22 protein-coding genes and 1 riboswitch are annotated in these 26,600 nt (G+C 35.9%); of the genes, 15 read left to right on the forward strand and 7 right to left on the reverse strand.

The genetic code is table 11. The features are described 5' to 3' along the window. Positions 1 to 456: an RNA polymerase-binding protein DksA gene (dksA, locus tag H3T80_RS11470; protein ID WP_110448602.1), complete on the forward strand. Its 456-nt coding sequence runs from the start codon at positions 1 to 3 to the stop codon at positions 454 to 456. Positions 457 to 491: 35 nt separating this feature from the next. Then, on the forward strand, positions 492 to 1,382 hold the full coding sequence (gluQRS, locus tag H3T80_RS11475) for a tRNA glutamyl-Q(34) synthetase GluQRS (RefSeq protein WP_198201777.1): 891 nt from the start codon (positions 492 to 494) through the stop codon (positions 1,380 to 1,382). Here the strand turns inward: gluQRS and moaA are convergent. Then, complete coding sequence (gene moaA, locus H3T80_RS11480) at positions 1,362 to 2,336, reverse strand: GTP 3',8-cyclase MoaA (protein WP_110448604.1); 975 nt, start codon at positions 2,334 to 2,336, stop codon at positions 1,362 to 1,364. The two genes, gluQRS and moaA, sit on opposite strands and share 21 nt — an antisense overlap. After that, a riboswitch (molybdenum cofactor riboswitch) is annotated at positions 2,333 to 2,458 on the reverse strand. Its footprint overlaps the gene before it by 4 nt. Before the next feature lie 407 nt (positions 2,459 to 2,865). On the opposite strand from moaA, the gene ppnN reads away from it, so the two are divergent. Then, complete coding sequence (ppnN, locus tag H3T80_RS11485) at positions 2,866 to 4,242, forward strand: nucleotide 5'-monophosphate nucleosidase PpnN (RefSeq protein ID WP_110448605.1); 1,377 nt, start codon at positions 2,866 to 2,868, stop codon at positions 4,240 to 4,242. Between the two features lie 94 nt (positions 4,243 to 4,336). On the opposite strand, the gene radA is transcribed toward ppnN, so the two are convergent. From radA to H3T80_RS11500, 3 genes are all read right to left on the reverse strand, one after another. Next, positions 4,337 to 5,713 (reverse strand): DNA repair protein RadA, encoded by a 1,377-nt coding sequence (gene radA / locus H3T80_RS11490; protein WP_086320860.1) that lies wholly within the window; start codon positions 5,711 to 5,713, stop codon positions 4,337 to 4,339. A 9-nt stretch (positions 5,714 to 5,722) separates the two neighbouring features. After that, entirely contained in the window at positions 5,723 to 6,697 is a 975-nt protein-coding gene (gene serB / locus H3T80_RS11495; protein ID WP_086360351.1) for a phosphoserine phosphatase, read from the reverse strand. A 199-nt stretch (positions 6,698 to 6,896) separates the two neighbouring features. Then, positions 6,897 to 7,238 (reverse strand): helix-turn-helix domain-containing protein, encoded by a 342-nt coding sequence (locus H3T80_RS11500; RefSeq protein WP_232350194.1) that lies wholly within the window; start codon positions 7,236 to 7,238, stop codon positions 6,897 to 6,899. A 111-nt stretch (positions 7,239 to 7,349) separates the two neighbouring features. Here H3T80_RS11500 and H3T80_RS11505 point away from each other — a divergent pair, with 111 nt between their 5' ends. Next, positions 7,350 to 7,889: an NAD(P)H-dependent oxidoreductase gene (locus H3T80_RS11505; RefSeq protein WP_198201778.1), complete on the forward strand. Its 540-nt coding sequence runs from the start codon at positions 7,350 to 7,352 to the stop codon at positions 7,887 to 7,889. A 56-nt stretch (positions 7,890 to 7,945) separates the two neighbouring features. Here the strand turns inward: H3T80_RS11505 and rsmB are convergent, their stop codons facing one another. Both rsmB and H3T80_RS11515 read right to left on the reverse strand, forming a co-directional pair. After that, the gene (gene rsmB / locus H3T80_RS11510; RefSeq protein WP_198201779.1) at positions 7,946 to 9,235 is read right to left on the reverse strand and encodes a 16S rRNA (cytosine(967)-C(5))-methyltransferase RsmB; all 1,290 of its coding nucleotides are present in this window, start codon (positions 9,233 to 9,235) and stop codon (positions 7,946 to 7,948) included. Between the two features lie 31 nt (positions 9,236 to 9,266). After that, complete coding sequence (locus H3T80_RS11515; protein WP_110448607.1) at positions 9,267 to 10,610, reverse strand: Na+/H+ antiporter family protein; 1,344 nt, start codon at positions 10,608 to 10,610, stop codon at positions 9,267 to 9,269. A 361-nt stretch (positions 10,611 to 10,971) separates the two neighbouring features. Between H3T80_RS11515 and H3T80_RS11520 the strand changes: the two genes are divergently transcribed. The 11 genes from H3T80_RS11520 (at position 10,972) to H3T80_RS11570 (ending at position 25,554) form a co-directional block, all read left to right on the forward strand. Beyond that, positions 10,972 to 11,844 (forward strand): shikimate dehydrogenase, encoded by an 873-nt coding sequence (locus tag H3T80_RS11520; RefSeq protein ID WP_198201780.1) that lies wholly within the window; start codon positions 10,972 to 10,974, stop codon positions 11,842 to 11,844. 23 nt (positions 11,845 to 11,867) lie between these two features. After that, on the forward strand, positions 11,868 to 12,632 hold the full coding sequence (aroD, locus tag H3T80_RS11525) for a type I 3-dehydroquinate dehydratase (RefSeq protein WP_086360357.1): 765 nt from the start codon (positions 11,868 to 11,870) through the stop codon (positions 12,630 to 12,632). Positions 12,633 to 12,981: 349 nt separating this feature from the next. Further along, positions 12,982 to 15,402, forward strand: coding sequence for a glycerol-3-phosphate 1-O-acyltransferase PlsB (gene plsB / locus H3T80_RS11530; protein WP_198201781.1), 2,421 nt, complete (start codon positions 12,982 to 12,984; stop codon positions 15,400 to 15,402). 293 nt (positions 15,403 to 15,695) lie between these two features. Beyond that, positions 15,696 to 18,764: a formate dehydrogenase-N subunit alpha gene (gene fdnG / locus H3T80_RS11535; RefSeq protein ID WP_198201782.1), complete on the forward strand. Its 3,069-nt coding sequence runs from the start codon at positions 15,696 to 15,698 to the stop codon at positions 18,762 to 18,764. Positions 18,765 to 18,779: 15 nt separating this feature from the next. Beyond that, the gene (fdxH, locus tag H3T80_RS11540) at positions 18,780 to 19,754 is read left to right on the forward strand and encodes a formate dehydrogenase subunit beta (RefSeq protein WP_086358780.1); all 975 of its coding nucleotides are present in this window, start codon (positions 18,780 to 18,782) and stop codon (positions 19,752 to 19,754) included. Then, complete coding sequence (locus tag H3T80_RS11545; protein WP_086362721.1) at positions 19,747 to 20,445, forward strand: formate dehydrogenase subunit gamma; 699 nt, start codon at positions 19,747 to 19,749, stop codon at positions 20,443 to 20,445. Before fdxH ends, H3T80_RS11545 begins: the two co-directional genes overlap by 8 nt. An 89-nt stretch (positions 20,446 to 20,534) precedes the next feature. Then, positions 20,535 to 21,443: a formate dehydrogenase accessory protein FdhE gene (fdhE, locus tag H3T80_RS11550; RefSeq protein ID WP_198201783.1), complete on the forward strand. Its 909-nt coding sequence runs from the start codon at positions 20,535 to 20,537 to the stop codon at positions 21,441 to 21,443. 118 nt (positions 21,444 to 21,561) lie between these two features. Further along, positions 21,562 to 22,524 (forward strand): ABC transporter substrate-binding protein, encoded by a 963-nt coding sequence (locus H3T80_RS11555; RefSeq protein ID WP_198201784.1) that lies wholly within the window; start codon positions 21,562 to 21,564, stop codon positions 22,522 to 22,524. A 248-nt stretch (positions 22,525 to 22,772) separates the two neighbouring features. Continuing rightward, positions 22,773 to 23,750 (forward strand): ABC transporter substrate-binding protein, encoded by a 978-nt coding sequence (locus tag H3T80_RS11560; protein ID WP_198201785.1) that lies wholly within the window; start codon positions 22,773 to 22,775, stop codon positions 23,748 to 23,750. A 62-nt stretch (positions 23,751 to 23,812) separates the two neighbouring features. Next, positions 23,813 to 24,757, forward strand: coding sequence for an ABC transporter permease (locus H3T80_RS11565; RefSeq protein WP_198201786.1), 945 nt, complete (start codon positions 23,813 to 23,815; stop codon positions 24,755 to 24,757). Between the two features lie 2 nt (positions 24,758 to 24,759). After that, entirely contained in the window at positions 24,760 to 25,554 is a 795-nt protein-coding gene (locus tag H3T80_RS11570) for an ABC transporter ATP-binding protein (protein ID WP_198201787.1), read from the forward strand. A gap of 69 nt (positions 25,555 to 25,623) precedes the next feature. Here the strand turns inward: H3T80_RS11570 and H3T80_RS11575 are convergent, their stop codons facing one another. Further along, positions 25,624 to 26,169, reverse strand: coding sequence for an NADAR family protein (locus tag H3T80_RS11575; protein ID WP_110448616.1), 546 nt, complete (start codon positions 26,167 to 26,169; stop codon positions 25,624 to 25,626). Positions 26,170 to 26,600 lie beyond the last annotated feature (431 nt).

Raw genomic sequence — 26,600 nt, forward strand, 5'->3', positions numbered from 1 at the left:
GTGAAAAAGGAACAAAAAGTAAATACATCTTCTCTTAGCCTGCTTGCTATTGCTGGGCTTGAGCCTTATAAAGAGGCGAAAGATGAGGAGTACATGAATCCTAAGCAATTAAAACATTTCAAACTTATCTTAGAAGCATGGCTGTCACAGTTACAAGGTGAAATGGGTAAAACAGTTTCTCACATGCAAGATGAGGCTGCAAATTTCCCAGATCCGGCTGACCGTGCTACTCAAGAAGAAGAATTTAGCTTAGAATTAAGAGCGCGTGACAGAGAACGTAAATTAATCAAAAAAATTGAAAAGACATTAAAGAAAATTGAAATCGATGATTTTGGTTTTTGTGAATCATGCGGTGTTGAAATTGGTATTCGTCGTTTAGAAGCAAGACCGACAGCTGATCTATGTATCGATTGCAAAACATTAGCTGAACTTCGTGAAAAACAAATGGGTATGTAATTTCCATTTAAACTATTATTTTACTCAATACGCCCATGCAATATATTGGTCGTTTTGCACCCTCACCATCTGGACCATTGCATTTTGGTTCGTTGGTGACGGCTCTCGGTAGTTACCTACAAGCCAAAGCCAATTTTGGTAAATGGCTTGTTCGCATTGAAGATATTGACCCACCACGAGAAGTCAAAGGCGCTTCATCCTTAATATTAAAAACATTAGAAGCTTTTGAACTGTATTGGGACGACCAAGTTTTATATCAATCAAATTGTATTGAACGTTATCGAGCCGTATTACAATCGCTTATTACTCAGCAAAAAGCTTATTATTGTGATTGTACCAGACAAAGGATCCATAATCTTAGCAATGGGATATATGATGGCTTTTGTCGTGATCGACAGTTAGCATCAACTAATCAACAACAATGTGCTATTCGATTAAAGCAAAGTCAGCCAGTTTTTTCTTTCGATGATAAAATTCGTGGTCAACAAACTGTTGATCCAGCCAATGCTCAAGAGGATCTTATTATTCATCGCAAAGATGGGCTATTTGCTTATAATTTAGTTGTAGTATTAGATGATAATTATCAAGGAATAACTGAAATTGTTCGAGGAGCAGATCTACTACCCGTTACAGCTAAACAAATTTCGCTTTATCGATTATTTAATTTTACTATTCCTAATTACTGCCATTTACCATTGGCTTTAGATAATCATGGTAATAAGCTGTCAAAACAAAACCATGCTAGCCCTATTGATAGTAAAAATACGAATTTATTAACTGCACAAGCATTACAGTTTTTAGGTCAGCAATTACCGGAAAGCTGGCAAGATGCCTCACAAAAACAGTTATTAGATTGGGCAATAACTCACTGGAAAATTAACCAAATACCGAAACAAAACCAAGTGTTAACCACCGATATAAGATAAATTAGGTGTGATGCCTAGATTATGCTCATGTAATAAATGTTTTTCTGGTTTTATTAATAGTGAAGCTAACACGCGTGCTTTAAGTTGTGCTTTCTGTTCTGGACTGTTTAGCAAATCCCGTAAATCAACAGCTGCATCACCAAAAAGGCAATAATGTAATTTACCAAGCGATGAAACCCGTAATCGGTTGCAACTTTTACAAAAATCCTGCGAATAAGGCATAATTAGACCAATTTTACCCTGATAATCACTATGAGCATAAACTTTCGCTGGGCCAGATAATGCCTCTTTTGCTTGTAATTGCCAACCTTGTTCAACAAGTTGAGACTCCATCGCTTGACCAGCTAAATGATAATGATTAAATAATTGACGGCTTTCGGTTGTTTCCATCAGTTCAATAAAACGTAATTCTACTGGCCGGTGTTTAATCCAAGCTAAATAATCACTCAGATGATCATTCATATTTTTCATTAGAACGGTATTAATTTTAACTTTCTCAATACCAACATCTAATGATTTTTCAACTCCTTGCATTAACTCTTGGAGTTTGTCTTGGCCTGTTATTCGTTTAAAAATATAAGGAGAAAAACTATCAATACTAATATTAATAGCATTAAGTCCAGCTTGTTGCCAATAATGGACATTTTTTAATAATCGTGAGCCATTGGTGGTAATTGCCAATTGTTTAATACTTGGATAAGCCGAAATAATTGACAAAATATCCATAAAATCTCGACGCAAAGTCGGTTCACCACCAGTTAAGCGAATTTTATGCACACCAAGTTCGGTAAATGTTGATATGACATTATCAATTTCATTTAACGATAAAAATTTATGATCTTTATTAGGTCGATACCCATTAGGTAAACAATACTGACATTGAAAGTTACATAGTTCAGTAATTGATAAACGCAAATATTGAAAGCGACGCTGATAATTATCCACTAATTGCATATATATAATAAACACCTTATCCAAATCGGGAAGCATAGCCATTTCTGTGCTATACCGCGGCTAAATTACCATATGAATAATATTATCACTTAGGCAAATCAGCTTCAGAGTTTAGTTTAGTCTAGCATAGCGTTTATTTTTTGACTATGAACAATTATTTAATATCAATCTAATAAAAAACAATTTATTTTTATCTAACATTCAACATAGTTATTACTATACTCAGTAGCGATAATGCTAAGCCAATCAGGTAATGTCCTTGTTTAGCTGGCTCTAGCCGTAAAAAAAATCTGTTTTCATTGATGACACACTTATTTAATAACTAAAATTGCGATAATTTTTTACTACAATGATATTTAAATCATTGGTTAATGTAATATTGAAAAATTCAATTTAAAAAAATAGTTACATATTTTCATGTTAAATTAATTTAATTGATAAATTAGGTTATTATCAGCTTTACTTATTTTTTATTCTGTTTGAATATATAATGATTTTTTGTCGATAAAACCGTCAAATGGAGGTTGTAATGATTACCCATATTAGTCCATTAGGATCAATGGATTTACTTGCCCAAGCAGAAGTCGATATTCTGAAAAAGTCAGCAAATAGTGAACTATACCAATTATTTAGAAATTGTTCACTAGCCACACTAAATGCAGGTAGCAAAACTGATAATACTCAAGAATTATTGGATAGATTTAAATCTTTCGAAATTAACGTTATCAGCAAAGAACGAGGGGTCAAATTAGAGCTTATTGATGCTCCTGAAACCGCATTTGTCGACAAAAAAATTATTCGCTCCATTCAAGCCAATCTATTTGCGGTGTTGCGTGATATCCTGTTTTTAAATAGCCAAATTAGTGCAATTAAACATTTGGTGCCTAATGATAAACTAGAAAAAGAACACTCCTATTACATCACCAATCTTGTTTTCTCAATTTTACGTAATGCCAATGCTTTACATGTGGGTGAAGAACCTAATTTAATTGTCTGTTGGGGTGGGCATTCCATTAACGAAAGTGAATATTATTATGCTCGTCAGGTTGGTATGCAGTTAGGGCTACGCGAACTCAATATCTGCACTGGCTGTGGACCGGGTATTATGGAAGCACCAATGAAAGGGGCTGCAGTTGGTCACGCTCAACAAAGGATCAAAGATAGTCGCTTTATTGGTATGACCGAACCATCCATTATTGCCGCAGAGCCACCAAATGCACTGGTTAATGAACTTATTATTATGCCGGATATTGAAAAAAGACTTGAAGCCTTTGTGCGTATGGCGCACGGTATTGTTATCTTTCCTGGAGGCCCTGGTACCGCAGAAGAATTGCTTTATATTTTGGGGATAATGCTCAATCCTGCTAATAAAAATCAAACTTTACCAATTATTTTAACTGGTCCCAAAGAGTGTGAAGATTATTTTGCTGCAATTGACCAATTTATCCGCAACACCTTAGGAGATGAAGCAACTAAACTGTATGAAATTATCATTGATTCGCCAGAACAAGTCGCTCGCATCATGAAACATGGCGTTAAACAGGTTAAATCATCACGTTTAGCGACTGGAGATGCTTACGGATTTAACTGGTTACTTAAAATTGATGAATCATTACAGCATCCATTTGAACCAACTCATGAAAATATGGCATCACTTAATTTACATAAAAATCAACCTGTTGAAATGTTAGCAGCTGACTTACGTCGAGCTTTCTCAGGTATTGTAGCCGGTAATGTTAAAGAATTCGGTATGAAGCAAATCGCCGAACATGGACGCTATAAATTACAAGGTGATCCAGAGATCATGAAACAATTAGATAATTTACTGCTTAACTATGTAAAACAAGACCGTATGAAGCTACCTGGAGGCAGTGCTTACCAACCTTGTTATGAAATTTGTTATTAACGCTAAAATTAAATAACTTCTTTTCCGTCGATAGTTAAATTCTAAGATTAAATTGCAGAATTAAATCGGCGGAATATTTTCAGCAAGAATCCCCCTACAAATCACTTAAAATATCTAGTGCTTCAGATACTTTCTTAACCGCAAAGATCTGCATATTTTCTGGTTTCTTTTTCGGCATATTGGCAATAGGTACTATCGCTTTTTTAAAGCCATGTTTAGCCGCTTCTGAAATACGCTCTTGACCACTTGGTACCGGTCTGATTTCACCACCTAATCCTATTTCACCAAAAATTACCACATCTTGTGGTAAAGGACGATTACGGAAACTCGATACCAATGCGGCAATTAATGCTAGATCTGCGCTCGTTTCAGTCACTTTTACCCCACCGACAACATTAACAAAAATATCCTGATCGGCCATTTGTAAACCACCATGACGATGTAAAACAGCCAATAACAGTGCTAATCGGTTCTGATCAAGTCCGACAGTTACTCGTCTTGGATTACCATAAACAGAGTGATCAACTAACGCTTGGATCTCAACTAATAATGGCCGAGTGCCTTCCCACAGCACCATTACTGAACTACCAGATAACATCTCTTCACCACGACTTAAAAAGATTGCTGATGGATTGCTAACCTCTTTCAAGCCTTGTTCGGTCATGGCAAACACACCAAGCTCATTTACGGCACCAAAACGATTTTTATGGCTACGCAAAGTACGGAATCGAGAATCCGCATCACCATCAAGTAAAATCGAGCAGTCAATACAGTGTTCAAGCACTTTAGGTCCTGCCAGCGAACCATCTTTAGTCACATGGCCAACCATGATAATGGCAATTCCTTTGGTTTTCGCAAAGCGAGTTAAATAAGCTGCTGTTTCTCGAACTTGTGCCACACTGCCTGGCGAAGATTGGATATCAGCAAGATGCATCACTTGAATTGAATCGATAACCATTAATTTTGGTTGAGATTGTTCGGCCAGTAAACAGATCTGCTCGATACTGGTTTCAGACAACATATTAATATTATCAGTAGGTAAACCTAAACGATGGGCACGCATTGCTACTTGTTGCAATGACTCTTCACCAGTAACATAGAGTGTATTCATTTGTGCAGACAATTTACTCATTGTTTGCAATAACAAAGTACTTTTACCGGCACCAGGATTACCACCAATTAAGATAGCACTACCTGGTACCACGCCACCGCCAAGTACGCGGTCAAATTCTGAAAATCCAGTTGAAAATCGAGGTAAGGCCTCTAAACTAATCTCAGATAGTTTTTGGATCTTAGTTTGCCCTGCACCACCAGCATAACCGGTTAATCGATCATTGCGTGATGAGGTACTGGCTAACCTCACTTCAGTAATAGTATTCCAAGCATGGCAAGCACTACATTGACCTTGCCAACGAGGATAATCGGCGCCACAATCATTACATACATAAGCGCGCTTTACTGTTTTGGCCAAATTTTTCTCCTAACCTTCACTTAATAAACTGGTAGATAAAATGCACCATAAACCAGTTAAATCAGCATAATTGATACTAATTTTTGCTTTTTCAACCACTTTCGGCTTGCCGTGATAAGCAACCCCAAGTCCAGCAATTCGAATCATCATTAAATCATTGGCACCATCGCCAATCGCAACAGTTTGTTCAATCGGAATATCTAAAGAAGCAGCCAATTGTTGTAACATTCGAGCTTTATATTTAGCATCAACAATTTGCCCTATCACTTTACCAGTTAACTGGCCTTTTTTAATTTCTAACTCATTAGCATGAGCAGCAACCAGTTTCAACTTCTGTTTTAAATGGTCAGCAAAATAGGTAAATCCTCCAGAAACAATAGCAACGTGCCAATTTTTTTTATGTAGCTCTTTAACTAAACAAGTCAATCCCGGCGTTAGCGGTAGTGTTTTTTTTACTTGCTCTAAAATATCTTGTGGAGCACCAGTTAACGTCGCCACGCGTTTGCGTAAGCTGGAGGCAAAATCAAGTTCACCTCGCATAGCAAGTTCAGTAACTGCAGCAACTTGTTCACCCACACCTTGTAGCTTTGCCAACTCATCAATACATTCAATACCAATAGCGGTTGAATCCATATCCATAACCAATAGGCCAGGAGAATGTAAGGTTGGTAAATTATCGATTGGTGCAACATCAATCCCTAAGCTTAACGAAATCGATTTGGCTTTTTTCGGCATTACCCCTGCAATACGTACAATTTGATAGGTTTTAATTTTCCATGAAGAAACCACAACCATCGGCATTGCCAACTGTCTTTGAAATTTTGACAGCAAGGTTTTATTTAACTTTTTACCATAAATAATCCAACCAGTTTTTCCGGCATTGTAATCTAATGGAACTACTTCACAACCATTTAAAGATAAAGGTAAACCTTGCCAATATTGTATATTTTCGGGGAGATCACTATAGGTTAATGTGTAAGCCATATTTCGAGAGTCTTAAAAGTGCAAAACAGATTCGGAATTTACCATATCTGCCAAAGATTGTCCAAGTAACGATGATAAGATGTTATTGATTAAATTTTATCGCTTAAAAAACCCCGTTCCTCAAAATTTTTTGAGTAAGAATTTAATTCATCATTAATCATTGCAAATCAACTAACAATTAAAAAGACAAAAATGACAACTAAACGCCTTCACCCCATAAACAGAGTTGTTCAAGCGCGGGACCAACTTTTTCACCAAGTGGAGTTAGTTTATATAACACTTTAAGTGGTGGTTTTTGGCCATAAACACGGCGAATAATAAGCCCATCTTGTTCCAATTTTTTAAGTTGAATGCTTAATGTCATATCGGTAACTTCTGGAATCAATATCTTTAACTCACTAAATCGTTTTTCCCCTGAAAGTAAATAATAAAGGATTACACCTTTCCATTTTCCACCAATTAAATCCATTGCTAAACTTATTGGGCAATAATAAGTTTTATTGTTATAGCGTTTTGACAGCCGTTCTTCACAACTTTGCATACATATTCCTAACTATACTATCAAGTTTGATAGATATTGCTTAAAAAATATTTGTCAATAAACTAAATAGAGTAACTCAATTTTTTATAGTATAAAAACAAAGGAAATTTTATGCCATTAATTATTTTAGCTCATCCTAATATTGAACAATCAACAGCCAATAAAACTATTGTTGAAACCTTACAAAATGAAGTTAAAGATCTTGAAGTTCGAAATATTCATCAGCTTTATCCAAACTATCAAATTAATGTGCAAGAAGAACAAACCGCATTGCTAAGACACGAGCTAATCATTTTACAATACCCGATGTATTGGTTTAACATGCCAGCAATCCTAAAATTATGGTTTGATGAAGTATTTACTTATCAATTTGCCTATGGTTCAAAAGGCGATAAATTAAAAGATAAAAAATTACTAACCAGTTTAACTATCGGACAAGTTGAGAAAAATTATAGTGATTATGACCCTAATATAATCGATCATCTACATCAACCAGTAAAACTATCCACACTTTATAGCCAAATGCAATACCTAACACCAGTTGTTTTATATGGGGTATCACCAGTAACCGCTGAGCCAAATGAAATAAAGGCCAAAGCAATACAACATAGTGAAAAATTAGTTGCAATGATTGAAAAATATAAGCAATAGAATAATGGTGATGATTTATATTTGCACAATAAATCATCAAACATCATTGCTAATAACTATTCTTTCTTTAATACAGCATAGAAAAAACCATCACCAGCCAATTCAGTCGGTAAAAACTGCCTAAGTTCTCCCTGCTGTTTGGCGTTGGGGGTTTGTTGTAAAAAACGGGCGATTTGTAACTTATTCTCCTCTGGCAATACGGAGCAAGTGGCATAAACTAAAGTGCCACCTGCTTTTAAATAAGGCCAGATACGTGTCAAAATAGCATATTGTAGTTCGGTGAGTTGAGTGATATCGCTATCACGTCGTAACCATTTTATATCAGGATGACGACGAATAACCCCGGTAGCCGAACACGGAGCATCAAGCAAGATGCGATCAAACTGACGCCCATCACACCACTTTTCAGGAGTTAAACCATCACCAACTTTGACTTGTGCATGTTGTTTTAGGCGTGTTAAATTTTCATCAATTCGTTTAACTCGGTTGGCATCAACATCTACAGCTAATACATTAGCTGTTGGCGCAAGTTCTAAAATATGGGTGGTTTTACCGCCAGGAGCGGCACACATATCTAAAATTTGCTCACCATTTTTAGGTGCTAATAGATAAGCCGCATATTGTGCTGATAAATCTTGTACTGTTACCGCTCCTTCAGCAAAAAACGGTAACTTAGTCACATTTACCGCAGTAGTTAAGCGAATAGCACAAGGGATATCAGCAAAAGACTCGGAAGTAATCTGTTGTTTTTCAAGTAATTGTTGGTATTCACTAACCGAATAATGGTTAAGATTAACTCGTAACCACATAGGTGGTTTCTGATTATTCGCATTAACAATTGCTTGCCACTTTTCTGGATAAGCTGATTTTAAACGATTTAATAACCAACTAGGATGTAAGGTCTGACTAATTTGTTGTTTACTATCTTGCTGAAATTTTTGTTTTAATGATGCCTGTTGGCGTAAAAATTCACGTAAAACACCATTAATCACACCTTTTAATTGCGGTTTTTTTAAATCATTAACCGCACCAACTGTTTCGCCTACAGCGGCATGTTCAGGAATTCGGGTATAAAGAATTTGGTACAATCCAGTTAGCAATAAGTAATGTAAAATTCTATTTTTCCCAGTTAAGACCTTGCTCATTAAGTTATGAATATAGAAATCCAGTTCTGGTAGCACTCGCATTACACCAAAACAGATCTCTTGCACTAGTGCTTTGTCTTTATCAGCAACTTGATTATTCAAAGATGCTAAAGCCGTACTAAGTGATTGTCCTTCTTCAAGTACCGCAAAAATAGCTTTTGCACAAAGCGCACGAATATTTTGGTATGACTTTTTATTCATAACTAATAATAGCCTTAATTCTTTTAATTGTTTAAAGAATCAATGATCCCACCCATCCAGCAATAAATAACGGAATATTGAAATGGGTAAAGGTTGGAATAACACTGTCTCTAATATGGTCATGCTGTCCATCACTATTTAAACCAGCAGATGTGGCTAAAATAGTATCTGAAGGTGGTGAACCGGCATCACCGATAGCTCCTGATGCACCAATTAAACAAACTGTTGCAATTGGTGAAAATCCTAATTGAACGCATAACGGAACATAAATTGCCGCAATAATAGGAACAGTAGAAAATGACGAGCCAATTCCCAGCGTAATGACCAAACCAACTAACATCATCATGAAAGAGGCCACGACTTTGTTTCCAGCAAATAACGCTGCACTATTAATGACTAAAGGTTCTATTTCATGCGTCTGTTTTAATACTTCGGCAAACCCTTGCGCAGATATCATCACAAAACCAATCATTGCCATCATTTTGATACCATCGGTGAAGATTCCATCTGCTTCGCCCCATTTGATTGAACCTGAAACAATAAAGCAAATAAAACCAATTAACGCACCTAATATCATCGATCCAGTACAAAGTTGCACGGTGAAAGAAAGAACAATCGCTAATAATGAGATAATAAGTGAACGAGCACTTACATTACTAAACTGTTCGGCATGACTCTCTTCACGGATAAGTTCATACTGTCTCGGTTTACGATAACTGACAAAAATAGCCCATAGTAAACCAACAAACATACCGAAAGCAGGAATAGCCATAGCATGCATGACATTAACATGACTAACATCCATTCCAGACGAAATAATATTTTTTAACAAAATTTGATTTAGAAAGATATTACCGAATCCGACCGGTAAAAACATATATGGCGTAATCAAACCAAATGTCATAATACACGCAATCATTCGTCTATCTAGTTGTAATCTCGACATCACATATAAAAGTGGTGGAATTAAAAGCGGAATAAAGGCGATATGAATTGGAATAATATTCTGTGAGGAAATACTAACTAACCCGATAATAATAACTAATAACCATTTAATTCGTGTTTTGGCATCATTAGTAGTTAATTGTTTAATGGCTTTATCAGCTAATAATTCTGGTAAGCCTGATTTAGAAATAGCCACGGCAAACGCACCTAACATAGCATAAGATAAGGCAATATTAGCCCCGTTACTAATACCTGCATTAAAAGCGTCTATGGTTTCTTTTAGGGTTAGATGACTGCATAAACCACCTGCAAATGCACCAATAATTAAGCTAATTACCACATGAACTCGGCAAAGCGAAAGCACTAACATTAAAATAACAGCAACAACAACTGCATTTACTGAGGAAAACAGCTCAAGAATAGTATTCATAAATAGATTCTTCGTAGCGAGATAAAGGTGGTTATTCTAGGCGATAGCTATTTAAAGTGCAATTGTTAGTATACGCTTACTCGCATAAAGCCTTTTTTAATCACCAATTAACTGACCATGTTAAAATATGAATCCATAAAACAAATAATATTGTTATATCTTTAGGTTGTAGCACACTTGATCTCGTGTCATTATAAAAGCAATAGCAAAACTGAAATTACAATTAAATAATTATCCTATTGAATTAAATAAGCTAAGGTCTAAATTGCCAGCTTTTTGGCTAAACAAAGTTAATATATACAAACATCATGGTATATGATCAGTTTTGGACAAAATTTAGATTAGTTACGGAGAATTTCAAATGAGAAGTAATATTGATGGTCATTTTCTATTGATTGGTTTAATGGCTTATCCGATTCGTCATAGTTTATCACCGCAAATGCAAAATACCATTTACTCTAAATTAAATATTCCATTTATTTATTTAGCATTTGAAGTCGATCAACTAAAGCTACCCGATGCAATAAAAGGTTTACGAGCACTAGGGTTACGAGGTAGTGCTATTTCAATGCCCAATAAACAACTTGTTTGCCAATACCTTGATAAATTAACACCTGCGGTAGAAATGAGTGGTGCCTGTAATACTATTTCAAATGATAATGGCGTATTGACTGGTTATAACACTGACGGCATTGGCTATATGCGTATGCTAGCAGAAGCTGGCATTAATATACTAGAGAAAAAAATAACCATTCTCGGTGCCGGAGGTGCGGCAACCGCAATTGCCGTACAAGCAGCACTTGATGGTGTAAAAGAAATTGCCATTTTTAATCAGAAAGATGAGTGCTATACAAAGATAGAATCGGTAATAAAAAAATTAAATGAACAGACAAAATGTAAAGTACATATTACCGATCTAGCTGATGAGAATGAGTTAAGAAAACAAATTGCTGATAGTGATGTACTTTGTAATGCCACTGGTGTAGGAATGAAGCCATTAGAAGGACAAAGTTTAATTACCGATCCAACAATCTTGCGATCAGATCTCGTTGTTACAGATTGTATTTATAGCCCACGCAAAACTAAGCTATTAGAAATGGCCGAACAACAAGGATGTAAAACACTTAATGGCATCGGTATGATGCTATGGCAAGGAGCGGCACAAATAAAAATTTGGACAGGCGAAGATGCACCAATTGATTATGTCAAAGAACAAATGGGATTTAATGATTAATTTTGTGGTGAACAGGAAATAAAATGAATATAGTAACAGTTAAACAGCTTGAGATAGGTAAAGGTACTCCGAAAATAATTGTGCCAATTATTGGAAAAACCGAAGAAGAACTCATTGATGAAGTAAAGTTTTTACAATCTATTGATTTTGACGTTTTAGAATGGCGAGTTGACCACTTTACGCAAGTTGATAATATTGATGCAGTCAAATCCATAGCACAAAAAATAGCGACCTTATTGCCCAATAAACCAATTTTATTTACTTTCCGTACCGCAAATGAAGGTGGCGTAAAACCATGGCCATTAGATGCTTATATGCAACTAAATAAAGCAATGGCAAGCAGTGGCTTAGTTGATTTAATTGATGTTGAAGTCTTTATTGGCGATGACAATGTAAAAGAAATTATCGATATTGCGCATAAAAATAACGTATTCGTGGTAGCCTCAAACCATGACTTTGAAAAAACACCATCACAAGGTGATATTGTCTATCGATTAAGAAAAATGCAAGACTTAGGTGCAGATATTCCTAAAATTGCCGTGATGCCACAAAATACTAATGATGTATTAACATTACTTGCCGCAACCAGCGAAATGAATGAAAAATTTGCTACACAACCAATTATTACCATGTCAATGGCCGGTCTTGGTGCAATCAGCCGCATTGCAGGGACAACCTTTGGTTCAGCCATGACATTTGGTGCTGCCAAAAACGCCTCAGCTCCAGGTCAACTCGATGTTAAACAATTACGTTACATTTTAGATGTAATGTATCAAAGCAAAGCTTGATAATAGACTGATGCCATCACGATTTAAACTGGATTGTGATGGCTAGTTTTCGCTCATTACTACAACCATTGTGATAACTTAATTTCAATAAACTATATAGTGTTGCTATTAATATGTCTTTATAATGGGTAGACATAGGCATCTATAAATTAAAACAATCTAGCTGAAAGATTATGCAAATTAACTAACAGTTAGACAATAACACATATATACTTGGATTAATGTTTATTGTTAAAAAATAAAATAACAATATAAATTTGCAATTTATGCATCGACAAGTCAGTCGATAAACGAATGGCTAACAATGAGTTAATTATATAATTAGCCACAAAATATGAGGTTTATTTTTATGTTTTCTTGGTGGACAAAAGTTTATTTTTCACTAATTCAGATCCCTGTTAAGCTTTTTGTTAAAAGTAAACCAATTCCTACCGATCCTATTACTGAATTGGATCTCGATATCCATCGACCAATTTTGTATGTGCTACCTTATAATTCGCAAATTGACTTAATGGTAGTGAGATCACTTTGTCTTAAATATGATTTGCCAGATCCTTTATTAGGCATTGATATTAATGGTAATACTATTCCTGCTTATATTTATATTGATAAAGGGCCGGGTATTTTTGCGTCTAAAAAGCAAAAAAATAAATCAATTGAAATTTTAAGGGAATATATCTCAGCGCATCAACAAAATGATGAAATAGATGTGCAAATGTTGCCAGTTTCCGTTATGTTCGGGCGAAAACCAGATAAAGAAGGTAAAAAAATGCCTTCACTACAAGTTTTAGGCGCAACGTATAAACTTTATAAAATCTTAATTTCTGGCCGCGACTGTTATACTCGATTCTCTCGAACGGTATCATTTAAAAATATTAAGGTTGACAATAATCAAGATATCTCTGTTTTAGCCCACAAACTTGCTCGAGTCGCACGCATACACTTTGCCAAACAAAGGGCTGCCTCTGTTGGTCCGAAGTTACCTATTCGTCAGGAGATGCTTAACAAATTACTTACTAATCCTGCCCTTGCCGAAGCTATACAAGAAGAAGCTAAAAGCAAAAAAATAGATCAGGATAAAGCCAAAAAGAATGCCCTATCATTATTAAACGAAATTGCAGCTAATTTTTCTTACCGCATGCTTAGAGTGACCGATTTTGTTCTGACTTGGGCATGGAATAGACTTTATCAAGGTTTAAAAGTCACCAATGCTGACCCAGTTCGAGAATTAGCTGAAAATGGCCATGAAATTGTCTATGCGCCATGTCATCGCAGTCATATGGATTACTTATTACTATCCTATGTACTTTATCGACAAGGACTGGTGCCACCACATATTGCCGCAGGTATTAATTTAAACTTCTGGCCAGCAGGCCCTATTTTTAGGCGCTTAGGGGCATTTTTTATTCGCCGTTCATTTAAAGGTAATAAACTTTATACCGCTGTATTCCGGGAGTATTTAGCTGAGTTATTTATCCGAGGTTATGCGGTCGAGTATTTCATTGAGGGTGGTCGATCACGCACAGGTAGGTTACTTGATCCTAAAACAGGAATGTTAATGATGACAGTCCAGACTTTATTGCGTGGTGATCCTCGGCCAATCACAATCGTTCCTGTTTATATTGGTTATGAACATGTTTTAGAAGTTGCCACTTATGCCAATGAACTTCGTGGCGCAAAAAAAGAAAAAGAGAGCTTGTGGCGTACAATTAAAGCATTTTTAAAATTGAAAAAATTAGGCTTTGGTTATGTTAACTTTGGTGATCCTATCCCTTTAAATCAATTTTTAAATCAACAAATTCCCGATTGGCGAGATGCGATTGATCCAACAGGAACACAACGCCCTAGCTGGTTAACACCCACAACTAACCTGCTGGCTACACAAATAATGGAACACATAAATTCATCTGCTGCAATTAATGCGATGAATTTATGTTGTTCAATATTGTTAGCTGCTGACCAATGTACATTAACCAAAGTAAAATTATTAGAAAATATTGATTATCTCTTAAAATTATTAAAAAACATTCCTTATTCCGACTTAATTACCATTCCTGCTCAAACTGCTGAACAGATGTTCGAACATGCTAAAGAGATGGGCAAATTTGTCATTACCACTGATGAAGTTGGTGAAATGGTAGGTCTAACAGCCGATCAAGCTGTATTGATGACCTATTATCGTAATAACATTCAGCATTTACTGATCATTCCAGCAATTGTCGCGCGAATTTTGCTTAAAAATAACCGTATTTCGCTTGATGAAGTACTTATGCAAGTCAAACTGCTGTTCCCATTAATAAAATCAGAACTATTTTTATATCACAATGATGAACAACTAACTGAGTATGTGAATAAAATTATTGCAACTTATGCTGAATTGAATCTAATCAGTTACACGCCAGACAAATTAACCTTGAACTACTTAAAAATGTCAGGTTTACAGCTATTGGCATCATCCTCAAAAGATACATTACAACGCTATGTCATTGCATTTTCATTATTGCAAAAAGATCCAACTATCAGCCGAGCAAGTTTAGAAAAAGAAGGGCGATTAATAGCAGAACGTTTATCGATACTTCATGGTATTAATGCACCAGAATTTTTCGATAAAGGCGTCTTTTCAACATTGGTTGCTTCACTAAGAGAACAAGGTTATTTAGATGATAAAGGTGATGCTAATTTAGCGAAAATCGAAATCATGAATAAAATTCTTAAACCTCTTATTACCACTCGTGTAATGCAAACCATCGATGAAATTAATCCAAAATAATAAATTGGTTAAGGCTTACTTGATTATTATCAGTAAGCCAAATATACTGCATTTATAATCATTAATTTAAACAATTTTTTCACTTAATTAATTTCACTAACAATATATTTATATCTAAATAAAACCCTAAAACAATTAAATAGCAAACGATATTTTTGACATATATCAAACTTTTGAATATTTATCCCTTTATTTCCATTCAATTAAATATTATCATTACAATTAATAAGGATGTTTATCCATTCCAACATAACAATCTAAATAATGTAATGTCAGCTTTTTAAGGAGTTCATATGCTATTTAACCGTAGACAGTTCTTTAAGATCTGTGCTGGTGGCATGGCAGGAACCACAGTAGCTACGCTGGGTCTTGCCCCGAGCATAGCTCTTGCACAAACTCGCCAATATAAATTATTAAAATCAAAAGAGACGCGAAACAATTGTACTTACTGCTCCGTTGGATGTGGAATGCTCCTCTATAGCCGAGGAGATGGAGCAAAAAATGCCGAATCATCTATTTTTCATATCGAAGGTGACCCTGACCATCCTGTTAGCCGTGGCTCTCTTTGTCCGAAAGGAGCTGGAGTACTTGATTATATTAAAAGCGAACAACGGGTTAAATATCCTGAATATCGTGCTCCTGGTTCTGATAAATGGCAACGGATTAGTTGGGATGAAGCAATTGATCGCATTGCACGACTCATGAAAGCTGACCGAGACAAAAACTTTCAAGAAAAAAATGCACAAGGTACGACAGTTAATCGCTGGACAACAACCGGCTGGTTGGTTACCTCAGCAGCAAGTAATGAAACTGGTTGGTTAGCGTTTAAAGTTGCTCGTTCATTAGGAATGTTAAGCCTCGAAACCCAAGCTAGGGTTTGTCATGGTCCTTCTGTTTCTAGCTTAGCTGCGACATTCGGTCGAGGCGCGATGACCAATAATTGGAATGATATCAAAAATGCTAATGTTGTTATCGTTATGGGGGGTAATGCAGCGGAAGCCCACCCTGTTGGATTTAAATGGGCTATTGAAGCTAAAATTACTAACGGTGCGGAACTGATTGCAATTGATCCACGTTTTCATCGAACTGCCTCCGTCGCCGATCATTATGTACCAATTCGTGCTGGTTCTGACATTGCTTTTTTACTTGGCATTATTAACTACCTTATCTCACATAACGAAGTAAACTTTGAATATCTAGTTACCCACTCTAATGCCAGTTTAATTGTCCGTGATGATTTTAACTTCGATACAAATAGTGGTTTATTTAGTGGTTATGATGCCGCTAACCGCCAATACGATCAAACCAGCTGGGCATATCAAAAAGATGAAAAGGGTTATGCATTAAGAGATAAAACACTAAGTCATCCACGTTGTGTATGGAATTTATTAAAACAACATGTTAGTCGTTATACACCAGAAGTGGTGAATCAAATAACCGGTAGTCCAATAGACGGTTTTTTACATGTTTGTCGATCTCTTGCTAGTACCAAAACCAACGATCGTGCAGCAACCTTTCTATATGCATTAGGTTGGACTCAACATACTTATGGTTCGCAAATTATTCGTACCGCGGCAATGATTCAATTGATTCTTGGTAATATTGGTGTCATGGGTGGCGGTATAAATGCGCTTCGCGGTCACTCCAATATTCAAGGATTAACAGATGTTGGTTTACTGTCTAATCGCTTGCCTGCTTATCTTGACTTACCAAAAGAATCGCAAACTTCACTTGAACAATATCTGACAGAAAAAACCCCTAAACCACTCGGTCCAAATGAGGTCAATTTTTGGGGTAATTACCCGAAATTCTTTGTTAGCTTTATGAAAGCGATGTACGGCGAGAATGCCACTCAAGATAACAATTGGGGATTTGATTGGTTACCAAAATGGGATAAAACCTATGATGTTTTAAGATTCAGCAAAATGATGCGTGATGGTCAAGCTAATGGTTTTATTTGCCAAGGTTTCAACCCATTAGCAGCACTGCCTGATAAAAACAGTATCCGTGATGGACTATCTAAGCTTAAATTTTTAGTTAGCATTGATCCAATGCCAACCGAAACAGCTGAGTTTTGGAAAAATCATGGCGAATCAAATGATGTTGATCCAAGCAAAATTCAAACAGAGGTATTTAGGCTTCCTGCAAACTGCTTTGCTGAAGAAAACGGAACAATTGTTAACTCATCACGTTTATTACAATGGCACTGGGCAGCAGCAAGACCACCTTACGAATCACTTTATGATCCAGAGATTATTGCCCGCATTTACTTAAGAATTAAAGAGCTTTATGAAGAAGAAGGTGGTGCTTATTACGAACCAATTAACAATTTAAGCTGGGATTATCTAGATCCAGAAGGTCCATCGGCTGAAGAACTAGCTAAAGAGTGTAATGGTCGAGCATTAACTAACTTAACTGATGATAATGGCAATATTATTTTGAAGAAAGGCCAACTATTAAGTGGTTTTTCACAATTAAAAGCTGACGGCTCCACCTCATCAGGGATCTGGATATTCTGTGGGTCTTGGACTGAACAAGGTAACCTAATGGCACGCCGAGATCCTAGTGATCCATCCGGTAAAGGTATCCATGCTGGCTGGGCATGGGCATGGCCAATGAATCGACGAGTGCTGTATAACCGCGCCTCTGCCGACGAAAATGGTAAACCATGGGATCCAAATCGAGTATTAATCAAGTGGAACGGTACAAATTGGGATGGTAATGATATCGCTGACTTTACAGGTACATTATCACCAAGCTCTGGTGCTGGTGCATTTATCATGAATAATGATGGTTTAGGTGGATTATTCTGCTTAAATCGTTTGGTTGATGGCCCATTCCCTGAACATTATGAGCCATTTGAAACACCAATTTCCAATAATCCAATGCATCCTAAACAGTTGAATAATCCTGTTGCTAGAGCATTTAAAGAAGATCTTGCACGTTTGGGTAAAGCAGACGAGTTTCCTTATGTCGGCACAACTTATAGTATCACTGAACATTTCCATTTCTGGACTCAACATGCAAGACTAGCATCAATAACACAACCAGAACAATTTATTGAATTAAGTGAAAATCTTGCCAATAAGAAAGGCATAAAATTAGGCGATACGGTAAAAGTTACCTCTTATCGAGGTTATATCAAAGCGAAAGCAGTTGTGACAAAACGTTTACCAACTTTGACTGTTGATGGTAAAGAGATCGAAACCATAGGAATTCCAATTGTATGGGGATTCACTGGGCAAACGAAAAAAGGCTTTTTGGTTAATGAATTAACACCTCATTTAGGTGATGCTAATTCACAAACACCAGAATATAAATCTTTTTTAGTTAATATCGAAAAAGTTACTACAGCGGCATAAGAGGGAGGATAAATTATGTCATTACAAACTCAAGATATTATTCGCCGCTCAGCAACTAACGCTTTAACCCCTGCACCTCGGGTACGAGATTATCAGCAGGAAGTTGCCAAGTTAATTGATGTAACTACCTGTATCGGTTGTAAAGCTTGCCAAGTCGCTTGTAGCGAATGGAATGATCTGCGTGCCGAAATAGGTAATAGCGTCGGTGTTTATGACAACCCTGCCGACTTAGAACCTAAAGCATGGACCGTTATGCGCTATTCAGAAGTTGAAATTAATGGCAAATTTGAATGGCTTATTCGTAAAGATGGTTGTATGCACTGTTCAGATCCTGGCTGTCTAAAAGCGTGTCCGTCGGAAGGGGCGATTATTCAATACGCTAATGGTATTGTTGATTTTCAATCGGAACACTGTATTGGATGTGGATATTGTGTGGCCGGCTGTCCATTTAATATTCCTAGAATCAGTAAAGAAGATAATCACTCTTATAAATGTACCTTATGTGTTGATCGCGTTGCAGTTGGCCAAGAGCCAGCCTGTGTAAAAACGTGCCCAACGGGAGCGATTCATTTTGGCACCAAACAAGATATGATTCGTCATGCCGAGCATCGAATTACTGATTTGAAAAAACGTGGATTTGAACACGCTGGTCTCTATAATCCAGAAGGTGTGGGTGGCACACATGTTATGTATGTTTTACATCATGCCGATCAACCTGAACTTTATCATGGCTTACCAAAAGACCCACAAATTAGTGAAATTGTTAAATTCTGGAAAGGTGCTTGGAAGCCACTATCCGCAGCGGCTTTTGTCGCTACTTTTGGTGGATTGCTGTTCCATTATATGGGTGTCGGTGCTATTGAAGTCGATGAAGAAGATATAGAACATGAAAAAGAAGCAGATAAACAAGCAAGGAAACGTTTAGGATTGCCTATTTTTGGCCGAAAAAATACGCCTAATTCGTCGCAAACGGAGGCTCATCATGAATAAAAAAGGAATGATATTAAGAACACCACTTATTGTACGTTTCTGTCATTGGTGTATGGTCTGTTTGTTTATTCTAACGGCACTATCTGGTTTGTCCTTGTTTTTTCCATCCATTAAGCTATTTGGATTATTTCTTGGTACACCACAACTAGTTAGAGCGTTGCATCCAATAATTGGTTGTGTCGTATTCGTTTTATTAATGTTTATGTTTATAAAACTAGCACATCATAATATTCCAAATAAAAATGATCTGTTATGGATTAAAAACTTTAAACACGTCATTATGGGTAAAGAAGAAGGTATTCCGATCGGTAAATATAATGTTGGTCAGAAATTTCTATTCTGGTGCATTATGAGTCTGATCTTTGTATTATTTGTCACAGGTTTAATTATGTGGCGTCGCTACGTTTCCGATTACTTCCCAATTCAAATAGTTCGTATTGCCATATTTTTACATTCTTTTGCAGCTATATGTCTTATTTTATTAGCCATTGGGCATGCTTATATGGCACTTTGGGTAAAAGGTTCAATAAAAGGTATGATAACTGGCTATGTTTCTCGAGCTTGGGCGCTTAAAAATCATTCATCATGGTACGAAGAAGAAATGAAAAAAGTTTATCAGCAAGAACTTAATGCCGAAAGTGAAACTAAGGTTGAACAATCACCGCAAACTGAGCAAAAACCTGCTTTATAAAGTCTAATAGTAGATCTGCTGATATTAATCAGCAGATTAGCTAAATGGCAAAATCAATTCTGGATAAAACCTCAAAGTGGTAATCAATAATGAGTATAAAAATCATTTCGCAAGAACAACTCGAACAACAAAATATAAGCTCAGTAATTAGGCAGATCCCATTGCTATTTTATCCATCAACGAAAACACTTTATATTCACCGCGCGGCACGTTTGAAAACTTTAGCCAAAAATAACCCATTAAGCGATTATTTACTATTTTGTGCAGAAATTGCAGAGCAACAAGCCAAATTAATTAACCAACAAAACACTATTGAAGCACCAAATTTACTCAATAATGACTTAGCGCCATTAAGTTTAGAGAATTTACCATTAAATGATATTTGGCAAGATTATTTATCTGAACTATTAAATTCTTTTTCCGATACCAGCGAACAAATCGATGCCGTAATTCAACGATTAAAACAAAATAATCCTGAACAACTTCAAGAAAAAGCGATTAGTTTACTACAAGGTAAATTTGATCTAGTCGAAGGCAACGAATCTATATTTATTTGGTCTGCATTATCGGTTTATTACAGTCAACTGGCTAATCAAATTAAAGGAAAAGCAGTCGCTGAAAATACTGATCAAAGTTGGCTATGCCCTGTTTGTAATAGCCTACCGGTTGCTAGTGTGATTCAACTTGGCGGTAATAATGGTTTAAGATACCTTCATTGTAGTTTGTGTGAAAGCGAATGGTATGTACCACGGGTAAAATGTACTTGTTGCGATAATATGCAAGATATCCAATATTTCTCATTAGATAACGAAATGGCAGCAATAAAAACTGAATGTTGTGATGCCTGTCATAGCTATCTGAAAATTTTAGATCAAGATAAAGATCCTCACATAGAAGTTATTGCCGATGATGTAGCATCATTAATCTTAGATATAAAAACAGAAGAAGAAGGATTCGCAAAAAGTGGGATAAACCCATTTATTTTTGCACAAAAATAAAATTTTCAATTAGGAACATTTTATCTTTTTATAATAATTAATTATAAAAATATTACTTAACATTTTAAATTATTAAGACTAGAATAATATCACTGTACTAGTTTATGAGTTCTTGATAATGAAACGTTATTTATTATTGATAGTGATGTTAGTAATTACATCATTTTCCTGTTTAGCTGATACCATAAAAAATGTTGCGATAACAGCAATTGTTGAACATCCTTCATTAGATCAAATCCGTGATGGGGTAAAAGACGAGTTAATCGCAAGTGGTTTTAAATTGAATGAAAACTTGCAGGTACAATATCGAAGTGCCCAAGGTAGTAGTGCTACAGCCGCACAAATTGCACGCCAATTTGTCGCAGCTAAACCTGATGTTATCGTCGCTATAGCGACACCAAGTGCCCAAGCAACGGTTGCCGCGACCAAACAAATCCCAGTCGTCTTTGCTGGAATTACCGATCCAATTGCAGCTAAATTAATCAAAAACTGGGAACCAACACATAACAATGTTACAGGTGTTTCAGATTATCAAGAAATAGGCCCTCAAATTGAGTTTATGAAGAAAATTGTACCTAATGTAAAAGCTGTAGGTTATATTTATAGTCCTAGTGAAATTAACTCAACTGTAGTGCTAAAAAACCTACAGCAGCAACTTAGCCAACAAAATATATCATTAATCGCGGTACCTGCTCAACGTACCGCTGATATCTCAACTGCGGCCAATACACTTAAAGGAAAAGTTGATCTTATTTATACGACAACAGATAACAATGTTGTTTCGGCTTATGAATCATTAGTTAAATTTGCCAACGAAAATAAAATACCTCTGTTAGCATCATTCCCCGATGCAATTGAACGTGGTGCAGTTGCCGCTTATGGTATGAGTTATTACGATGTTGGCCGCCAATCAGGCAAACTTGTGGTAAGAGTTTTAAATGGTGAAGCACCAGGAGATATTACGCCAGAAATAGGTCAAGCATTACGTTTGGTGGTCAATATTGATGCAGCTAAGAAGCAAGGAATTGATTTATCAGCAGATGTTATCGAATCAGCCTATAAAGTTATCGGTCAAAAATAAATTCTTATCTTAAATAATCATCAAATCCCTTGCTCATTGAAATGAGCAAGGTTTTAAAAACCCCTCTCCTCAAAAATTATTACTATCGTTTATTGGTAAATAACGCATTTATTTCGACAAAAATAACACAAACTGTAAAAAATAATTTACATATATACTTTCTTTTAACTATAGAAAATTGTCCGATTTTGCTTTATAGTAAGCTAATATTTAGATTGAATGTAAAATAAATATTACAGGAGTAGCAAATGCGAAATTCAATAATCAAACTTTTTATGTTACTCAGTTTATCCGCAGTAACATTTTTTTCATCTGCAGATAATAAAACCGAACAAAAATTTGTTGCTATCACCGCTATTGTCGAACATCCTGCCTTAGATAATGTCCGTAAAGGTGTTGAAGATGAGTTAAAAGATAATGGCTATATTGCTGGTGAAAACCTAAAATTACAATTTGCTAGTGCCCAAGGTAGTAGCGCTAATGCAGCCCAAATCGCTAAACAATTTGTTGCCAATAAACCAGATGCTATCGTAGGGATTGCTACACCAAGTACCCAAGCGTTAGTGGCTACCACTAAATTAATCCCTATCGTTTTTACTGCTGTTACGGATCCGGTTGCAGCTAAATTGACGCCAAGTTGGGAAGCATCTAAAACAAATGTAACTGGGGTTTCCGATGCTTTATCATTAGAATCACAAATCGATATGATGTTAAAAATCAAACCAGATGCAAAAAATATCGGTTATGTTTACAGTCCTAGTGAAGTTAATTCAACAATTGTACTTAAAGAATTACAAGTTGCACTTGAAAAACGTGGCATGAAAATCATCGCTGCACCGGCACAACGAACCTCTGACATTTCAACTGCAGCAAGAAGTTTAAAAGGAAAAGTTGATCTGATTTATACAACAACCGATAATAACGTCGTTTCGGCCTACGAAGCTTTAGCTAAAGTTGCCAATGAAAACAAAATTCCACTAGTAGCATCTGATCCTGATTCAGCTGAACGAGGAGCGATTGCCGCTTTAGGAATGAGTTATTATGATCTTGGCCGTCAAGCTGGTAAAATTGTTATTCGAATTCTTAACGGTGAAAAACCAGGTGATATTGCACCACAAGTTGGCAATATCACACAGTTAACAATTAATAAGAAAGCAGCTGAACGTCAAGGTGTAACGCTATCGGAAGAAGTATTAAAATCAGCGGCAAAAGTTGTCGAAAAATAATTTAAATCGTTTTAATAACTAAACCGCCAAATTTGGCGGTTACTTTTTTAGTGGATTTTTTCATGTCATTTGAATTTTTATTAGGCTCAATTGGAATAGGACTTATTTACGCATTAGTTAGTTTGGGTGTGTTTATCTCATTTAGATTACTTGATTTCCCCGATCTAACTGCTGATGCTAGTTTTCCACTTGGTGGTGCAGTATGTGGATTATGCATGTACGTTGGTATTGATCCATGGATAGCAACATTTTTAGGTATGTTTGCTGGTTGTATTGCAGGTGCAATGACTGGACTACTCTATGTTAAACTTAATATATTGCAATTACTATCCAGTATTATTGTAATGATAGGTCTATATTCTATTAACTTAAGAATTTTAGGGATAGGCCCATATATTATGGACGAAACCCCAAGAATGGCAGGATCGCCTAATTTATCATTACTAGATGCAAAAACTATTTTTTCACCATTTATGGCTGAAGATTACAGCAATCAATATCTAGTACAACCTATGATAATTTTAGCGTTTGTTGTAGTTTTTTGGCTGCTACTCAATCTATTTCTAAATACTCAAGTCGGATTAGCACTAAGAGCAACCGGTACTAATCAACGAATGGCAAAATCTCAAGGCATTCCAACTGGTGCAATCACTATTTTAGGGATGGCAATATCAAACGGATTAATCGCTCTAGGTGGTTCATTATTCGTGCAAACACAAGGTGGTGCCGATATCACTATTGGAGTTGGTACCATTGTTATCGGTCTTGCTTCAATTATTATTGGTGAAAGTATATTCCCAACAAAACGCATCTGGGCAGTTATGATTGCAGTTATTTTTGGCGCAATCTTATATCGGTTATTTATCGCTTTCGCACTCAGTAATGAATTCTTACAAGAAATTGGTGTAGGTACTGAAGACCTAAATCTTATTACGGCAATATTGGTTGTATTGGCATTAGTATTACCAAAACAACTAAAAAAATATTCTAAAAAAAGAGGTAAGTAAGCATGATTAAAGTAGGACAATTACAATTGACGTTTAATAAAGGAACGCCAATTGAAAATCATGTATTACGTGGTTTGAATCTCAATATCAAAAAAGGGGAATTTGTTACTATTATTGGTAGTAATGGTGCAGGAAAAAGTTCATTACTTAATGTCATTAGTGGTGATCTGATTGTTGATTCTGGCCATATTATCATCAATAATAAAAGTGTTACACGCTGGCCAGCTTGGAAAAGAGCTGGAATGGTGGCACGAGTATTCCAAGATCCAATGGTCGGAACGTGTGAAAACCTAACCATAGAAGAAAATTTAGCTATCGCTTACAACCGTGGTAATAATTTTACTTTACGACCAGCTTTAAATCGTAGACTGCGTGCTCTATTTAAAGAGAAACTAGCAACGCTAAATTTAGGTTTAGAAAATAGACTATCAGATATGATGGGCTTGCTTTCTGGTGGACAAAGACAAGCAGTTAGCCTACTCATGTCAACATTACAACCATCCAAGATATTATTACTTGATGAACATACCGCAGCTCTCGACCCGAAAACTGCACAATTTGTTTTGGATCTGACTAATGAAATTGTTCAGAAAAACCAGTTAACCACTATGATGGTGACTCATTCAATGAAACAAGCATTAGAATATGGCACAAGAACAGTGATGCTACATCAAGGACAAGTAGTACTTGATGTGTCAGGAGAACAACGAGATAAGCTAACAGTCACAGATTTATTAGATATGTTTGAAAAAACTCGTGGTGAAAAAGTAACTGACGATGCCTTATTATTAGGTTAATAAATCAGCAAGCAATATTTAATAGCTGAATATTGCTTTTTATCCAACAAGATTCGTTTAAATAATTCATTATTTTTCTTGTAATTGTTGGCGAACATTCATTAAAGCAAATCCAAGCAAATTTTTTCCACACCACATTAGCGGATTATCAATATTAGGATCATCCTGAGACAATCCTATGCCCCATATTTTATCAACCGGACTTGCTTCTACTAATATTCTTTGTTTGGTTGATAATATAAAATCCGTCAACTTTGGATTCTGTGAAAACTTAGCATAATTACCATTTATGACAATATTAAAGCAGTGTTCATCCCAAATATCCGGTATGAATCCTTTTACTTGACGCCCTAATGCCTTTGCTAATCCAGGAGAATTAGCAGTAAGTATTTTTGATAATATTTGCTCATCACCGAATAATCTTGCTTTCTCAGCCATCATATAATGTTCTGCAGTTGGATAGTAAATGTTATCAACCTCAAAACGACTTGGGTACCATTGGCTAAAACAACTCTTTGTTATGATAGAAGGTTGCTTTTCTACATGTCCCCAAAAGTATATATATTTATATCGTTTACCACTTTTATATTGCTGGCGTAATTGCAATAAATCCATATAAATTCCTTATCATCACTGATGAATATGTTATATGTATTTCCATCAAATACCAATATTGTATTAGTAAAAAATATTTTTTTTAATAGAAAAGAACTGTATACCATTCATATAACAAAAATAATGATGCCGATAAGAAGTATTTAAGATTAGGTATGATATGTAAAAGAAATATAACGTTATATTTTTGTGATAAGGCGTTGTATAGAAATTATTTGGCTATCTACAATAGTATTATCACATCAACTTATACTAAGAATTTTTTAGCCATGATGGTTTTTATAGGATTGATGTGGATATTTTACTTTTTCACAACGCCTGATTGGCGACAATTTATTAATCCTAGAATGCAAAAAAGCCCAGCATCGCTGCTGGGCTCGTATATTTAAAAGTCTGGCGGCACCCTACTCTCACATGGGTAATACCCACAC

The sequence above is a fragment of the Gilliamella sp. W8145 genome, assembly GCF_016101145.1.
GTDB lineage: Bacteria > Pseudomonadota > Gammaproteobacteria > Enterobacterales > Orbaceae > Gilliamella > Gilliamella apis_A.

Coding starts and splice junctions, on each gene's coding strand:
- gluQRS (WP_198201777.1), top strand. CDS start 492: ATGCAATATATTGGTCGTTTTGCACCCTCACCATCTGGACCATTGCAT.
- moaA (WP_110448604.1), bottom strand. CDS start 2,336: ATGCAATTAGTGGATAATTATCAGCGTCGCTTTCAATATTTGCGTTTA.
- ppnN (WP_110448605.1), top strand. CDS start 2,866: ATGATTACCCATATTAGTCCATTAGGATCAATGGATTTACTTGCCCAA.
- serB (WP_086360351.1), bottom strand. CDS start 6,697: ATGGCTTACACATTAACCTATAGTGATCTCCCCGAAAATATACAATAT.
- H3T80_RS11500 (WP_232350194.1), bottom strand. CDS start 7,238: ATGCAAAGTTGTGAAGAACGGCTGTCAAAACGCTATAACAATAAAACT.
- H3T80_RS11505 (WP_198201778.1), top strand. CDS start 7,350: ATGCCATTAATTATTTTAGCTCATCCTAATATTGAACAATCAACAGCC.
- rsmB (WP_198201779.1), bottom strand. CDS start 9,235: ATGAATAAAAAGTCATACCAAAATATTCGTGCGCTTTGTGCAAAAGCT.
- H3T80_RS11515 (WP_110448607.1), bottom strand. CDS start 10,610: ATGAATACTATTCTTGAGCTGTTTTCCTCAGTAAATGCAGTTGTTGTT.
- H3T80_RS11520 (WP_198201780.1), top strand. CDS start 10,972: ATGAGAAGTAATATTGATGGTCATTTTCTATTGATTGGTTTAATGGCT.
- aroD (WP_086360357.1), top strand. CDS start 11,868: ATGAATATAGTAACAGTTAAACAGCTTGAGATAGGTAAAGGTACTCCG.
- plsB (WP_198201781.1), top strand. CDS start 12,982: ATGTTTTCTTGGTGGACAAAAGTTTATTTTTCACTAATTCAGATCCCT.
- fdnG (WP_198201782.1), top strand. CDS start 15,696: ATGCTATTTAACCGTAGACAGTTCTTTAAGATCTGTGCTGGTGGCATG.
- fdxH (WP_086358780.1), top strand. CDS start 18,780: ATGTCATTACAAACTCAAGATATTATTCGCCGCTCAGCAACTAACGCT.
- H3T80_RS11545 (WP_086362721.1), top strand. CDS start 19,747: ATGAATAAAAAAGGAATGATATTAAGAACACCACTTATTGTACGTTTC.
- fdhE (WP_198201783.1), top strand. CDS start 20,535: ATGAGTATAAAAATCATTTCGCAAGAACAACTCGAACAACAAAATATA.
- H3T80_RS11555 (WP_198201784.1), top strand. CDS start 21,562: ATGAAACGTTATTTATTATTGATAGTGATGTTAGTAATTACATCATTT.
- H3T80_RS11560 (WP_198201785.1), top strand. CDS start 22,773: ATGCGAAATTCAATAATCAAACTTTTTATGTTACTCAGTTTATCCGCA.
- H3T80_RS11565 (WP_198201786.1), top strand. CDS start 23,813: ATGTCATTTGAATTTTTATTAGGCTCAATTGGAATAGGACTTATTTAC.
- H3T80_RS11570 (WP_198201787.1), top strand. CDS start 24,760: ATGATTAAAGTAGGACAATTACAATTGACGTTTAATAAAGGAACGCCA.
- H3T80_RS11575 (WP_110448616.1), bottom strand. CDS start 26,169: ATGGATTTATTGCAATTACGCCAGCAATATAAAAGTGGTAAACGATAT.